Annotated in this window: 14 protein-coding genes; 5 read left to right on the forward strand and 9 right to left on the reverse strand. The window is 74.9% G+C overall.

The features are described from left to right. Positions 1-9 precede the first annotated feature (9 nt). The 7 genes from ABZ478_RS00795 to ABZ478_RS00825 all read right to left on the reverse strand — a co-directional run bounded on the left by ABZ478_RS00795 (position 10) and on the right by ABZ478_RS00825 (position 5,818). The gene (locus ABZ478_RS00795) at positions 10-381 is read right to left on the reverse strand and encodes a hypothetical protein (RefSeq protein WP_359544355.1); all 372 of its coding nucleotides are present in this window, start codon (positions 379-381) and stop codon (positions 10-12) included. A 148-nt stretch (positions 382-529) separates the two neighbouring features. Beyond that, the gene (locus ABZ478_RS00800) at positions 530-679 is read right to left on the reverse strand and encodes a hypothetical protein (RefSeq protein WP_359544356.1); all 150 of its coding nucleotides are present in this window, start codon (positions 677-679) and stop codon (positions 530-532) included. Further along, complete coding sequence (locus ABZ478_RS00805; protein ID WP_359544356.1) at positions 676-825, reverse strand: hypothetical protein; 150 nt, start codon at positions 823-825, stop codon at positions 676-678. The genes ABZ478_RS00800 and ABZ478_RS00805 overlap by 4 nt, the downstream gene beginning before the upstream one ends. Continuing rightward, positions 822-2,159, reverse strand: a complete 1,338-nt coding sequence (locus tag ABZ478_RS00810; protein WP_359544357.1) for an AAA family ATPase — start codon at positions 2,157-2,159, stop codon at positions 822-824. Before ABZ478_RS00810 ends, ABZ478_RS00805 begins: the two co-directional genes overlap by 4 nt. Beyond that, positions 2,156-3,790, reverse strand: a complete 1,635-nt coding sequence (locus tag ABZ478_RS00815; protein ID WP_359544358.1) for a hypothetical protein — start codon at positions 3,788-3,790, stop codon at positions 2,156-2,158. Before ABZ478_RS00815 ends, ABZ478_RS00810 begins: the two co-directional genes overlap by 4 nt. After that, positions 3,781-4,872: a hypothetical protein gene (locus ABZ478_RS00820; RefSeq protein WP_359544980.1), complete on the reverse strand. Its 1,092-nt coding sequence runs from the start codon at positions 4,870-4,872 to the stop codon at positions 3,781-3,783. The genes ABZ478_RS00815 and ABZ478_RS00820 overlap by 10 nt, the downstream gene beginning before the upstream one ends. A 1-nt stretch (position 4,873) precedes the next feature. Beyond that, a complete protein-coding gene (locus tag ABZ478_RS00825) occupies positions 4,874-5,818 on the reverse strand; it encodes a phosphatase PAP2 family protein (protein ID WP_359544359.1) in 945 nt (314 codons plus the stop codon). A gap of 211 nt (positions 5,819-6,029) precedes the next feature. Between ABZ478_RS00825 and ABZ478_RS00830 the strand changes: the two genes are divergently transcribed. Then, positions 6,030-6,626 (forward strand): histidine phosphatase family protein, encoded by a 597-nt coding sequence (locus tag ABZ478_RS00830; RefSeq protein WP_359544360.1) that lies wholly within the window; start codon positions 6,030-6,032, stop codon positions 6,624-6,626. A gap of 121 nt (positions 6,627-6,747) precedes the next feature. Here the strand turns inward: ABZ478_RS00830 and ABZ478_RS00835 are convergent, their stop codons facing one another. Next, positions 6,748-8,199, reverse strand: a complete 1,452-nt coding sequence (locus ABZ478_RS00835; protein ID WP_359544361.1) for a hypothetical protein — start codon at positions 8,197-8,199, stop codon at positions 6,748-6,750. A 266-nt stretch (positions 8,200-8,465) separates the two neighbouring features. Here ABZ478_RS00835 and ABZ478_RS00840 point away from each other — a divergent pair, with 266 nt between their 5' ends. Both ABZ478_RS00840 and ABZ478_RS00845 read left to right on the forward strand, forming a co-directional pair. After that, positions 8,466-8,876: a hypothetical protein gene (locus tag ABZ478_RS00840; protein ID WP_359544362.1), complete on the forward strand. Its 411-nt coding sequence runs from the start codon at positions 8,466-8,468 to the stop codon at positions 8,874-8,876. Between the two features lie 34 nt (positions 8,877-8,910). Beyond that, a complete protein-coding gene (locus ABZ478_RS00845) occupies positions 8,911-9,780 on the forward strand; it encodes a fused MFS/spermidine synthase (protein ID WP_359544363.1) in 870 nt (289 codons plus the stop codon). Between the two features lie 74 nt (positions 9,781-9,854). Here ABZ478_RS00845 and ABZ478_RS00850 read toward each other — a convergent pair whose 3' ends face one another. Continuing rightward, entirely contained in the window at positions 9,855-10,376 is a 522-nt protein-coding gene (locus ABZ478_RS00850) for a hypothetical protein (protein ID WP_359544364.1), read from the reverse strand. A 99-nt stretch (positions 10,377-10,475) separates the two neighbouring features. Between ABZ478_RS00850 and ABZ478_RS00855 the strand changes: the two genes are divergently transcribed. Then, a complete protein-coding gene (locus tag ABZ478_RS00855) occupies positions 10,476-11,183 on the forward strand; it encodes a response regulator transcription factor (protein WP_359544365.1) in 708 nt (235 codons plus the stop codon). After that, positions 11,180-12,553 (forward strand): HAMP domain-containing sensor histidine kinase, encoded by a 1,374-nt coding sequence (locus tag ABZ478_RS00860; protein ID WP_359544366.1) that lies wholly within the window; start codon positions 11,180-11,182, stop codon positions 12,551-12,553. The genes ABZ478_RS00855 and ABZ478_RS00860 overlap by 4 nt, the downstream gene beginning before the upstream one ends. Positions 12,554-12,586 lie beyond the last annotated feature (33 nt).

Genomic DNA, 12,586 nt, shown 5'->3' on the forward strand with positions numbered 1-12,586 from the left:
CGGGATTGGTCAGATCGGGTCGACGGGCGACCGGCCCTCGGTGTCGGCGCCGCTCATCAGGTCCCGTCCGAACTCGACCATCTTCTTGGCGTAGTCCTCGGTCCACACCGCGCGTTCGGCGATGTCCGCCGGGGTGAGCCGGTCGAACCGGCGCGGGTCGGCGAGCTGGGCCGCCGCGACGGCCTGGAACTCCACGGCCCGGTCGGCCGCCGCACGGAACGCCTGGGTCAGCTCCGTCGCCCGCGCCAGCAGCTCCCGCGGGTCCTCGATCGACTCCAGGTCGAAGAAGTGCTCGGGATCGGTGGCCGCCTCCGCGGGCTCGAAGAGCAGGGGCGCGGGGCGTAGCCGCGGTTCGTTCCTGCGCGGCGTGGGCTCCGCCATGTCTCGTCTCCTCCGTACGGTCGGTTCGCTGGGCAGCGCCTTCGCGCGGCCCACCGTCCATTGTCCCGCGCCCCCGCAAGAGGCCCTCGGGAACGATCCTCGGGGCCGCCACTCCACCCCGTGTCCGGCCGGATGGGCCGGGGTGCGGTCATGGCCGCCACTCCACCCGGTGTTCGGCCAGGTGGGCCAGTACCGCGTGGTTCGCCTCCCAGCCGTCCGGGCTGTGTTCACCGGCCGCCTCCGGCGGCGTGCCGGACTCCGTCCGGCGGGTGGTCGTGGTGGGCCGGGGTGCGGTCATGGCCGCCACTCCACCCGGTGTTCGGCCAGGTGGGCCAGTACCGCGTGGTTCGCCTCCCAGCCGTCCGGGCTGTGTTCACCGGCCGCCTCCGGCGGCGTGCCGGACTCCGTCCGGCGGGTGGTCGTGGTGGGCCGGGGTGCGGTCATGGCCGCCACTCCACCCGGTGTTCGGCCAGGTGGGCCAGTACCGCGTGGTTCGCCTCCCAGCCGTCCGGGAACTTCACCAGGGTGCCGAGCTGGACCGGTTCCGTGGACGGGTAGTCGTCCAGGAGGTCGCCGACGCCCGCGCGGCACACCACGACGCAGGCGTGGCGGTGGCGGGAGGCCAGCACGCACAGGCGGCCGGTCTCCAGGTGGAAGGCCGTGGCGTCGGGGCGGCCGGAGAGCGGGTGGAGGACGACCGTGACGTCGTACTCGCGGCCCTGGAGGCGGTTGGCGGTGTCGACCGTGACGTCCGGCACGCCGAGGTCGGCCAGGGCAGCGCGGACCGCCGCGGCCTGGTCGCGGTGGGCCGTGCCGACGGCGATGCGGTCGGCGGTCAGCGGGGTCGCGTCCGGTGAGCGTTCGGAGACGGCGGCGCCGCCCCGGTCCAGCAGCCGCCGTACGACCGCCGCCACCGCCCGTACCGCCTCCGGGTCCGTGCGCGGGGTGTGGCGGGCGGGCAGTTCGAGCAGGCCCCAGCCGGACGCGGCCGCCTCGTCGATCACCCGGTCGGGACCGGAGCCGTCGGAGGGGATCGCGAACGTCAGCCGGCGGTCGCCGTGGCCCGTGCCGCTGCGGAACGGGGTGTACGGGTAGAAGGCGTCCGAGACCAGCGGGGCCGCCGACGCCGGCAGCCGCCAGGACACCGGCAGGCGGTGCTGCGGAAGCTCCGGGTTGTGGGCCAGCAGAGTGGTGACCGCCGAGGCCGACGGGTCGTACGACAGGCCCGCCCACTGCTCGCCGCCCACGATCGAGAACGGGTCGAGCTGCCCCGGGTCCCCGACGAACAGTGCCCGCTCGAACAGGCCGGCCACGGCCAGCAGCGAGTCCGAGCGCATCTGGTACGCCTCGTCCACGATCGCGTGCCGCCACGGCTCGTCCACCTTGACGTGCGCCCACTTCGCGGCGGTGGAGACGACGACCGGGAGGCCGTTCAGATCGGCCGCCTTCGCCGACGTACGGACCTGCGGCAGGTCGTCCAGCGCCTTGTCGTACGGGTCGGCGTCGCTGCTGTGCAGGCGGCCCACGGGCAGGTCCGGATCCTTCTCGGCGAGCCGCAGCACCAGGTCGTCCACCTGGGCGTTGGTCTGCGCGACCACCATCAGCGGGCGCCCGGCGGCGGCGAGTTCCAGGGCCGCGCGCACCACCAGCGTGGACTTGCCCGCGCCCGGCGGGGAGTCGACGACCACGCCCCGCTCGGTGCCGTGCAGGGTGTCGTGGAGGATCGCCTCCGTGGCGCGTGCCGCCGCGGCTCCGGGGTCGAAGTCGACGGTCGTCACAGCACGTCCTCCTCGGTCACGGTGTCGGGTGCCTCGGGCGCCGCCTCGCCCGGCGGGCCGCCGTGCGTCCACGGGGTCTCCTCCGGGTCGGGCAGCTTCGCGCCGCCGCGCTGCTCGTGCTCGAACAGCGTGAAGCAGACCGCGTCGCCCTTCTCCGGCACCGAGCCCGGCTCGGGCTCCTTGCCCCGGCCCATCTTGTCCACGATCCGCAGGACGAGCACACCGTCCTCCGGGGCGCCCTCGTACCCGACGAACTCCGCCGCCTGCGGCCTGCCGCCCAGCGAGCGGTACACCTTCGCGCGCTCCGCCAGGGCGGGCCGGTCCTCCGTGCGGACCGTCACCAGCGGGCGCGGGCTGGGCCGCTTGCCCTCGCTGTACGCCATGACGGCATCGGTGACCTCGCCCGCGAAGGCCTCCCCGGCCAGCCGCCGCCCGGCCATCACCAGCGGATCGTCCAGCGCCTCCTGGGCCTCCAGCCGGGCCTGCTCGCGCTCGCGCGTGGCCAGCTTGTTCGCCGCGGTCACCGCGTCGTCCCGGCGCGGCTGCGGGGGTTCACCGGCCAGGACCCGGTCGCGGTGGCCGGTGAACGACCAGCGGTCCCGCGTCCACCGCTCCTCGACGTGCGCGCCCTCCGGCAGCGCCCGCAGCAGGTCCAGACCGTGCCACACGGAGTCCCAGGTGGGCCGGGCGCGGCTCTCCACCAGATCGCGCACGTGCTGTTCGGCCGCCGTGAGCGCGGCCAGCCGGTCGTCCGCCTGCACGGCGTCCTCGGCGGCGGCGAGGGCGGTACGGGCCCGGTCGTAGCGCTCGATGGCCGGGGCCAGCAGCTTGTTGTCGAATGCCGGATCGGTGGCCGGACCGGCCGGCGGGCACCGGAGCTGGCCCTCGTCGTCCCGGGCCAGCTCGGCCCACTGGGCGGCCTCGGCGCCGGTGCGTGCCCGCCCGGGGTGCCCCTCCTCGGGCGACGCCGGCGGCGGGGGAGCGTCGATCCAGGCGAGCAGGGCGCCCAGATGCTGGTCCTCAAGGCTGGACTGGCCGGTCGCCCAGTGCCGGGAGAGCACGTCGGTGAGCGCCAGCAGCAGGGAGGAGCCGGGAACCCGGGCCCGCTCGCCGTAGTGGGTCAGCCAGCGGCCGAGCAGGGGGACCCGGGGCGGCGCCGGGTGGGGCGCCTCCGGGTCCTGCTCGGCGGTCCGGCGGAACCGCATGGAACGGCCCAGCAGCCGTACGAAGTCCAGGCCCGCCCGGCTGGGCACGATCAGCTGGGGCGCGTCGGCGCACAGCTCGACCTCGACCTTGACCCGCTTGCCGGTCTCCGGGTCGGTCTCCGTGCGCTCGGCCGCCTCGACGTCCAGCGCGTAGGAGTCGAGGTACGGCAGGACCACGTCGGCCAGTTCGGCGAGGAACGCGAAGCGCAGGTCGCGGTCGCGGGGCTGCGGCACGACCAGCAGCCGGGGCGCGTCCCGGTCGGTGCCGACCAGCGCGCCCAGCGGCGCACCGGCCTCACCGGCGGTGGTGAGCGGCACGAACACCAGGGGGCGGTCGGACAGCCGGCGGTGGCGGACGGTCGCGGCCGGCTGGGCGCGGCCGGTGCTGACGGCCTCGAGGCGGGCCAGGGTGGCGATCAGTGACACCGGGCCGTCACCTCCCGGCCGGCCGCCCCGGCGAGCGCCTCCGCGCGCAGGGCGGCCGCCCGGCGCAGGGCCGCGACCGCCGGGTCGTCCGGGTCGCCGCTCTCGCCGCGGGCCGCCGCGAGGACGTCCTCGACCGTCGTCAGACCGCCGAGTTCGGCCCGCAGCGGGCGGCCGAGGCTGGTCACGGCGCCGTCCGCGCGGGAGCGGCCGCGGCAGTGGAAGGCCAGTTCGCAGGCGGACAGGCACTCGGGCGCGTACGCGGCCGGGACCGACTTGACGGCCGCCGTCAATTCCTCGGCGGGCCGGTCCGGAGCGAAGCAGGTGCCCTCGGGCAGGGTGCCGGCGATGTCCTCGACGCGGGTGAGCCGGGCGAGCTGCCGGGCGGTGACCGCGCGCTGCTTGCGCACGTCGACGGCGGAGGCGGTGGGCAGGTTGGAGAAGTCCCTGGGGCAGACCAGCAGTACCCGGTGACGCACCCGCGGGGCCGGGTCGAGCCGGGCGGCGACGTCCTCCAGGGCCAGTACGTACACCGCCGACTGCCGGGCGGCGGCGCCGACCTTCGCCGGGTCGGCCGAGCCGTCCAGCATCGGGAAGGACTTGATCTCCACGACCGTCCAGCTCCCGTCCGGGTGCACCACCACCGCGTCGGGCTCCAGGAACGCGAGCGAGCCCGCCACGTCGAGCGTCAGCATCGGGTGGTCCAGCAGCGTCCAGCCGCCCGCGTCCACGGCCTCGCGCAGCGCCAGCGCCGTACGGGCCGTCCGCCCCTCGGGGCCGTGCGCGGACAGGTCGGGAACCGAGGCCTCGGCGGGCGGTTCGGCGCCCGGGTCGAGCCGTGAGTGGACCAGCCGCAGCAGCTCCGCGCCGCCGTCGGCCTTCACCTTCGCCTCGAACGCGTTGCCCCGGGTCAGCGCGAACTGCGACTGGCCGAACGCGGAGGGCGCGCCCAGCCGGTCCGCCAGCACCGCCTTGTCCACCCCGGCGCCGTCCAGGATCGCCCGCCTGCGGCACCCCGGGTTCGCGGCCAGCGCCGCGAGGGCGCGCGCGTCGAGGGCCTTGGCGGGTACGTCGGGACCGCGCAGCTCAGCGAGCCGCTGCCGGAGCCCCTTCTCCCGCGTCGCGGGGGGAGGCGTCCGGTTCGGCCGCGGAAGCGAGCTGCGACTCGCGCTGCCGTGGAATTCGCTCACCCGCGGAAGTCTGGCATCCGCCACTGACAATCGGGGAACCGGCGGCCGCGGCGGCCCGCGGTGCCCGGGCGGCGAAGCGGGCCCGGAGCAGGTCGGTGGCCCGCGTCAACCGCGGCGCCAGCAGCAGGCCCACGCCCATCACGGCCACGCCCGCGACCGCGTCGAGGGAGTAGTGGTTGGCGGTGCCCATGACCACGACGGCGGTCAGCAGCGGGTAGGCGACGGCGAGGATCCTGGTGAGGCGCGTGCCGCCGTACCGCCACAGCATGACCCCGCACCACAGGGCCCAGCCGACGTGCAGACTCGGCATCGCCGCGTACTGGTTGGTCATGCCGCCCATGCCGCGCGGCGCGCTGGCCTCGCCGCCCCACCAGCCGTACGAGCTGTAGTGGGCCATCGTGTCGACGAAGCCGTAGCCCGGGGAGAGCAGCCGGGGCGGGCAGGTCGGCAGCAGGGTGAAGCCGATCAGACCGATGAAGGTGGACGCCATCAGCCAGGTCCGGGCCTGCCGGTAGTGCTCGGTGCGGGTCCGGAACAGCCAGACGAGGACGGCCGGTGTGACGACGTAGTGCAGTGAGGCGTACCAGAAGTCCGCCGGTATCCCGAGCCACGGCTCGTGCGTGAACAGCCGGTTGAGCGGGTGCTCGGCGTTCAGGTACAGGGCCTTCTCGAGCCGCAGGATCGCCAGGCCGTGGTCGACGGCGCCGGAGACGTCGCCCCGGGCGAGCAGGCGGCCGGCCGAGTAGCAGCCGTAGACCAGCAGGATCAGGGGCAGCTCGGTCCACCACCGCAGCCGGGCCCGCTGGGTCACCTCGGTGCCCGGTGTGTCGGTCTGCGGCATCCGATCGCCCTCCCCCTTCTGCTGCGGCGCGCCCCGGCGGCGCCGTGCCACTTTACGGTGTCCGGATCCCGGCCACGCGGGCGCTTCAGCCCTCAAAGACGCCGGCATCGCCCCCCGGGTTGCCCGTGCCCCGGCTGAGCGATGATGGAAGTACCGCGTCTCCTGCTCAAGATGCCCAAGATCTGTTGAGCACGTCCCCGAAAGGTCTCCCATGGCACCGCGCATCCTGCTGGCCCGGCACGGACAGACGGAGTGGTCGCTGTCCGGCAAGCACACCGGCAGGACCGACGTACCGCTCCTGGAGGAGGGGCGGCGCGGGGCCAAGTCGCTCGGCGAGCGGCTGCACCGTGCTCCGCTGGACGGGCTGCCGGAGGCCGAGGTGCGCACCAGTCCGCTGGTACGCGCGCGCGAGACCTGTGAACTGGCCGGGTTCGGCGAGCGCGCGGCCGTCTGGGACACGCTCATGGAATGGGACTACGGCGCCTACGAGGGCATGACCCCCGCCGAGATCCAGGCCGGCCGGCCCGGGTGGCTGATCTGGCGGGACGGTGTGCCAGAGGGGGAGAGCCTCGCGGAGGTCACCGCGCGCGCGGACGAGGTGGTGGCGTGGGCGCGGTCGGCGGACCGGGATGTGCTGGTGTTCGCGCACGGGCACATCCTGCGGTCCATCGGGGCGCGGTGGCTGGGGCTGCCGCTGGCCTTCGGGGCGCGGATACGGCTGAACCCGACCTCGCTGTCGGTGCTGGGGTGGGCGTACGGGGAGCCGGCGGTCGAGAGCTGGAACGACTTGGGGCACCTGGTGGGGTGACCGGTGCTGTTCCGGGTGCTCGGTGTGGGTGCCGGCCGGGGGGTTTCGCTTGGCTCTTGAGGCTCTGAGGAGGCACGCATGCCCGCAGCTCGGCAGCCGCCGGCTGCGGGCATGCGGGGGTTCAGGCCCGGCCCGCTCGGGGGGTCGAGGCGTGGCGGTCCAGGAAGTCGGAGACACCTGAGGCGCGGCGGTGGGGGAGCAGGACCCGGGCCGTGCCCGCCAGCATGGTCTGGATGCGGGAGGACTGGACCTGGGTGAGCAGTTCCAGGACGCGCAGGCCGGCCGCGGCCGCCTCGTCGGGGCGGCCCTCACGGGCCAGGTCGTCGGCCAGTTCGGCGGTGTAGAGGGCGATGTTGCGGGTGAAGTGGGGGTCCTGGAGGTGGGCCGCCCGGCGGGCGTGCCGGGACGCGCGCCGCCAGTCGCCCAGCGTCGACCAGCACTGTGCCTCCAGGCCCTCCAGCTCGGCCTCTCCGTAGAAGCTCATCCACTCGGGGTCGGCGTCCGAGTGGCCCCGCTCGAAGAGGGCCTGCGCCCGGGCCAGCGCCTGTTCGCAGCCCGCGCGGTCGGCGAGCCCCGCCCAGCCGCCCGCCTCGCGCAGCGCGAGCAGGGACATCAGCCGGGGCGAGCCCAGGGGAGCGGCGGCCCGTCGCGCGGCCTGCGCCGCGCGCACCGCCTCCCGGGGGCGGCCGGCGTCGCGGGCCAGGAACGCGGTGTTGCAGAAGGCGTGCGCCTCCAGGGCCGGGTCACCGGTCATCCGGGCGGTGGCCAGCGCCTCGGCGTAGTGCGAGCGGGCGTCGTCGAAGCGTCCGGAGTCATGGGCCAGCCAGCCCACCGAGATGGACAGTTCACCGGCGCCCGAGTGCAGTCGCTCGGCGGTCGTCTGCCGGGTCGCACCGGCGTCCAGTAGCGCGTAGGCGGCGCGCAGCGGTGCGGCCGCCCGCTGGTACAGGCTGTCAGCGCCGTGCCGGTCGTCGAGCAGCCGGATGCGGCGGACGGCCTCCTCGAGGGCGGCCGCCTCGGGGGTGCCGACGCGGCGCGGCGGACGGACCGCCGCGCCGGCGTCGATGGTGAGCCGCAGCGGGCCCAGCGTGGCGGCGGCCACCGTGGCGCCTCCGCCGGTCATGAATGCGCGACGCAGCACGTCGCTCTCCTCGTGGTTCAGGGGGTCGTTCTCGTACGGCTCGTGCGGGTCGTACGGGTCCTGCGTGTCATACGGCTCGTGGGCCCCTCGCGTCTCAGTGGTCCCGAACGCCGGGGGTGCCCCGGGGGCCGTACGCGCCGCGCGCCCGCGGACGGACGAGCGCGGCGCGAAGCCGAGGTCGGTGAGCGTGCGACCGGGGAACATGTGCAGGAACACCCGTTCGTACGCGTAGTTCGGGCAGCGGATCTCACCCGCCTCGACCCTGCCGACGTAGCGCGCGTCACAGCTCACCCGCTCGCCGATCTCGCGCGCCGCCCGCCGCACCAGTGCCGCGAACTCGGCCGGTGAGTGCCGGCCGCGCAGCTGCCGGAAGGCGAGGTTGGGCCGTGCGGGCCGTTCGGGCTGTGACGAGGTCTCCGTTGACGACGCCATGGCCGGGTCCTCTCGTGCGAACCGTCGAACCATGCCGGATCCGAGGTGGATTCGGGCTGAGTTGTCCGTGTGACACCCTGGTTCCGGCGAGCAAGAACGTACCCGCTGTGCCGGACCCGCCACGCAGTGTTTAGCTACAAAACGGATATCTCATCCACGATCTGCCATGAACTGCCATCCTTTGCGGCGCACTTGCGCCGTAGCCGTTGACGCACTCGCGCGTTGGACTCCGTGGACCGCAAACGTGCAGCGTGGTGGAGGCCGGCATGGAGACCAGCCAGAGCAACGATCCCTGTACAGCGGGCGCGCCACCGTCCGCGACGGAGGGCGACGCGACCTGCGACCTCGTGACGGTGCCGACCCGGCAGGGGCTGGAGGCCGTCGACATCCTGCGGCGCGGCGCGCCCGAGACCGTGGGGCCCGTCCTGCACGATGACGGCTGCGACACCCTCGGCTTCCTGGTCCCCGCCGGCACCGCCGCCTGCTGGGACGTGCCGGGCAGTACCTGCACGGAGACCGACGGGCGCGGACTCAGGCTCAACCCCGAGCCACCCGTGGAGGGCTCGGACTGGCTGCTGCCGCCCGGCGAGGCCGACCTCGCGACCGACCCCGCGGTGCTGCGCCGGGCCCTCGGTGAGGCGGCCCGGATGATCGAGGCGGCCGACAACTGCCGGTGACGCCCCCGCCCGGTGCGCCTGCGAAAATGGACCGATGGGCAGGTCCAGGAACACCCGGCGCAGGCCGGCCGACGCGCAGGCCGTCACGGAAACCGTCGACGGCGGGCTCGCGCAGCTCGTGCCCGACCCCGACCGCCCCCGCGCCCGGACGCTGCTGATCGACGGGGCGCCCCAGTCGCACGTGGACCTGGACGACCCCGCGTACCTCTCCTTCGAGTACCAGCGCCGGCTCGGTCACGTCATCGACCTCGCCGTGCCGCCCGGCCGGCCGGTGCGGGCCGTGCATCTGGGTGGTGGCGCCCTCACACTCGCCCGCTACGTCGCCGCCACCCGGCCGCGCTCCACCCAGCAGGTCGTCGAGCGGGACGCAGCCCTCGTCCAACTGGTGCGGCGAGAGCTGCCGTTGGATCCGAACGCGCGAATACGGGTGCGGTCGGCGGACGCCCGCGAGGGCCTGGCCAAGGTCCCGGACGGCTGGGCCGACCTGATCATCGCCGATGTCTTCAGCGGCGCCCGGACCCCCGCCCACCTCACCTCCACCGAGTTCCTGGACGAGGTCCGCCGGGCCCTGAAGCCCTCCGGGGTCTACGCCGCCAACATCGCCGACGGCCCGCCGCTCGCCCACCTGCGCGGCCAGATAGCCACCGCCGCCGCCCGCTTCCCGGAACTCGCGCTGATCGCGGACCCGGCCGTGCTGCGCGGCAAGCGCTTCGGCAACGCGGTCCTCGCCGCCTCCGGGCTGCCGCTGCCGCTCGCCGAACTCACCCGCCGCGCCGCCTCCGACCCGCACCCCGCCCGGGTCGAACACGGCAAGCAGCTCACCGACTTCACCGGCGGCGCCGTTCCCGTCACGGACGAGGCGGCGGTGGCCTCCCCGGCCCCGCCGCCCTCGGTCTTCCGCTGACCGCCTTCCGCTGACCGCCTTCCGCGACCGCCTTTCGCTGACCGCCCTCCGCCGACCGCCCTCCGTACGGGCCGTCAGTACGTGCCCACTTCGACGCGCGGCGGGCCGTCGTGCCAGGTGCAGAACACCGACACCCGGTCGGCGTCCCGGCTGAACTCCACCCGGATCCAGCTCTCCGTCTTCCACACCTGCATCGACCAGCCGGTGCCCGGGGTCGCCGAGACGAGCGTCGCGTCGGCCGTGCCCAGGTCGAAGACCGCCCGGCCGCCGTCGGTGTCGTAGGCCTTGACCCGGCCGGGGGCGGTGGGGCCCGCGGTGGCCGAGACGGAAGGGGAGGGACCGGCGGTGCGGGACGGGGTCCGGGAGGGCGTGCGGGCCGACGGCTCGGCCGACGGGCTCTTCGGCCGGGGCGGCCGGGCGGTCGGCGAACCCACCGGCTTCGAGTGCGTGGTGGTGTCGGCCGCCGTGATCGGCAGGGCGCGCGGCGGGTCGTACGCCGTGCCGGCCATGACCGTGTGCACACCCCACCACGACAGCGTGGCCGCCGCGCCCGTGGCGAGCAGCCAGGCCAGTACGTGTACGAGTCCTCTGCGCATCGCGGGCCATACTGCCCCAGGGGCACCGGGATGCGCACTCGTCCCGGCTTGTCCACAGGCGGGGCACCGGCGTTGGCCGCATGGCGTACGGTGCGGCGCATGGCAAGTGTGCTCGTGGTCGAGGACGACCAGTTCGTACGCTCGGCGCTCATCCGGCACCTGACCGACGCCTCACACACCGTGCGCAGCGTCGGTACGGCACTGGAGGCGCTGCGCGAGGTCGCCCATCTCCGTTTCGACGTGGTCGTCCTGGACCTCGGACTGCCCGACCTGGACGGCTCCGAGGCCCTGAAGATGCTGCGCGGCATCACGGACGTGCCCGTCATCATCGCCACCGCGCGCGATGACGAGGCGGAGATCGTCCGGCTGCTCAACGCGGGGGCGGACGACTACCTGACCAAGCCGTTCTCGGTCGAGCACCTGTCGGCCCGCATGGCGGCCGTGCTGCGCCGGGCCCGGGCCACCGGCGGTGAGGCACCGCCCTCCAGCGTCCTGCGGGTCGGCGGGCTCACCGTCGACCCGCTGCGCCGCCAGGCCGAACTGGACGGCGCCCGGCTCGACCTGACCCGCCGCGAGTTCGACCTGCTCGCCTTCCTGGCCGGCCGCCCCGGAGTCGTCGTGGCCCGAAAGGAACTCCTCGCCGAGGTCTGGCAGCAGTCCTACGGTGACGACCAGACGATCGACGTCCATCTGTCCTGGCTGCGCCGCAAGCTGGGGGAGACCGCGGCCCGGCCGCGCTATCTGCACACCCTCCGGGGTGTCGGCGTGAAGCTGGAGCCGCCCGGGGGAGGGGAGCCGCCGCGATGAGATGGGCTCTGGTCAAGGTGTGCCTCGCGGTCACCACCATGGTCGTGGTCGCCTTCGCCGTACCGCTCGGGCTGGTCGTGAAGGAGATGGCCCGCGACCGGGCGTTCTCCAACGCCGAGCGGGAGGCCGCCGCGGTCGCCCCCGCGCTGTCCATCACCACCGACCGGGACAAGCTCGAACGCGTCGTGGCCTCCGCCGGCGCCGACTCCGGGATGGCCGTGCACCTGCCCGCCGACGGAGTCCGGAGCGCGCTCGACCTGGGCCGGCAGCGCGCCGCCGGCAAGGACATCGCGGCCGTGCGGAGACTGGGCCGCGCCTCCACCACCTCCGTCCCCGGCGGCTCCACGCTGCTCCAGCCGGTCGCGCTCGGCTCCGGCATCGCGGTCGTCGAGGTGTACGTGCCCGAGTCCGAGACGAGCAACGGCGTCGGCACGGCCTGGGCGGTGCTCGCCGCGGTCGGGCTCGCGCTGATCGTCGGCTCGGTCGCGGTCGCCGACCGTCTCGGAGTGCGCATGGTGCGGCCCGCGCAACGGCTGGTCGAGGGCGCGCGGGAGCTGGGCGAGGGCAAGCTGGGAGCCCGGGTGCCGGAGGACGGGCCGACCGAACTGCGGCTCGCGGCGGTCGCGTTCAACTCCATGGCCGACCAGGTCGTGCAACTGCTGGCCAACGAGCGTGAGCTGGCGGCCGACCTGTCGCACCGGCTGCGCACCCCGCTGACCGTGCTGCGGCTGAACGCGGCCTCCCTCGGTGCCGGGCCCGCCGCCGAGCAGACCCGGGCGGCCGTGGCCCAGTTGGAGGGGGAGGTCGACACCATCATCCGCACCGCCCGGGAGGCCAAGCCGCAGACGGTGGCCGCCGGTCCGGGCGCCGGCTGCGACGCGGCCGAAGTGGTCCGCGAACGCATGGAGTTCTGGTCCGCGCTGGCCGAGGACGAGGGCCGCAAATGGCGGGTGGCCGGGGTCGAGCGGCCGGTGCGCCTGCCCGTGGCCCGCGCCGATCTGGCCGCCGCCCTCGACGCGCTGCTCGGCAATGTCTTCCGGCACACGGCCGAGGGCACCGCCTTCGCGGTCGACGTGCACAACGCGGAGGACGCGGTGATCGTGCTGATCTCCGACGCCGGCCCCGGCATACCCGACCCCGAGGCGGCGATGGCCCGCGGCCGCGGTTCGGGGAGCGCGGGCTCGACCGGGCTCGGCCTGGACATAGTGCGCCGCCTCGCCGAGTCCACCGGCGGTGACGTGCGCATCGGCTCCTCGGTGCTGGGCGGGACCGAGGTGCGGATCTGGTTCCAGCTCGACGGACGCAAGCCGGCCGGCCGGGGGCACCGGAGCAGCGTGCGCGGACGCCGGCGGATGGCGGGCGCCCGCTGACGCTCCGTTCGCACCGGACCACGGATTGGTCTC

This window comes from Streptomyces sp. NPDC005706, assembly GCF_040631045.1.
GTDB lineage: Bacteria > Actinomycetota > Actinomycetes > Streptomycetales > Streptomycetaceae > Streptomyces.

Bases quoted from the DNA above. Each gene is read 5' to 3' on its own strand.
- ABZ478_RS00795 (WP_359544355.1), bottom strand. From the start codon at position 381: ATGGCGGAGCCCACGCCGCGCAGGAACGAACCGCGGCTACGCCCCGCG.
- ABZ478_RS00800 (WP_359544356.1), bottom strand. From the start codon at position 679: ATGACCGCACCCCGGCCCACCACGACCACCCGCCGGACGGAGTCCGGC.
- ABZ478_RS00805 (WP_359544356.1), bottom strand. From the start codon at position 825: ATGACCGCACCCCGGCCCACCACGACCACCCGCCGGACGGAGTCCGGC.
- ABZ478_RS00825 (WP_359544359.1), bottom strand. From the start codon at position 5,818: ATGCCGCAGACCGACACACCGGGCACCGAGGTGACCCAGCGGGCCCGG.
- ABZ478_RS00830 (WP_359544360.1), top strand. From the start codon at position 6,030: ATGGCACCGCGCATCCTGCTGGCCCGGCACGGACAGACGGAGTGGTCG.
- ABZ478_RS00835 (WP_359544361.1), bottom strand. From the start codon at position 8,199: ATGGCGTCGTCAACGGAGACCTCGTCACAGCCCGAACGGCCCGCACGG.
- ABZ478_RS00840 (WP_359544362.1), top strand. From the start codon at position 8,466: ATGGAGACCAGCCAGAGCAACGATCCCTGTACAGCGGGCGCGCCACCG.
- ABZ478_RS00845 (WP_359544363.1), top strand. From the start codon at position 8,911: ATGGGCAGGTCCAGGAACACCCGGCGCAGGCCGGCCGACGCGCAGGCC.
- ABZ478_RS00850 (WP_359544364.1), bottom strand. From the start codon at position 10,376: ATGCGCAGAGGACTCGTACACGTACTGGCCTGGCTGCTCGCCACGGGC.
- ABZ478_RS00855 (WP_359544365.1), top strand. From the start codon at position 10,476: ATGGCAAGTGTGCTCGTGGTCGAGGACGACCAGTTCGTACGCTCGGCG.
- ABZ478_RS00860 (WP_359544366.1), top strand. From the start codon at position 11,180: ATGAGATGGGCTCTGGTCAAGGTGTGCCTCGCGGTCACCACCATGGTC.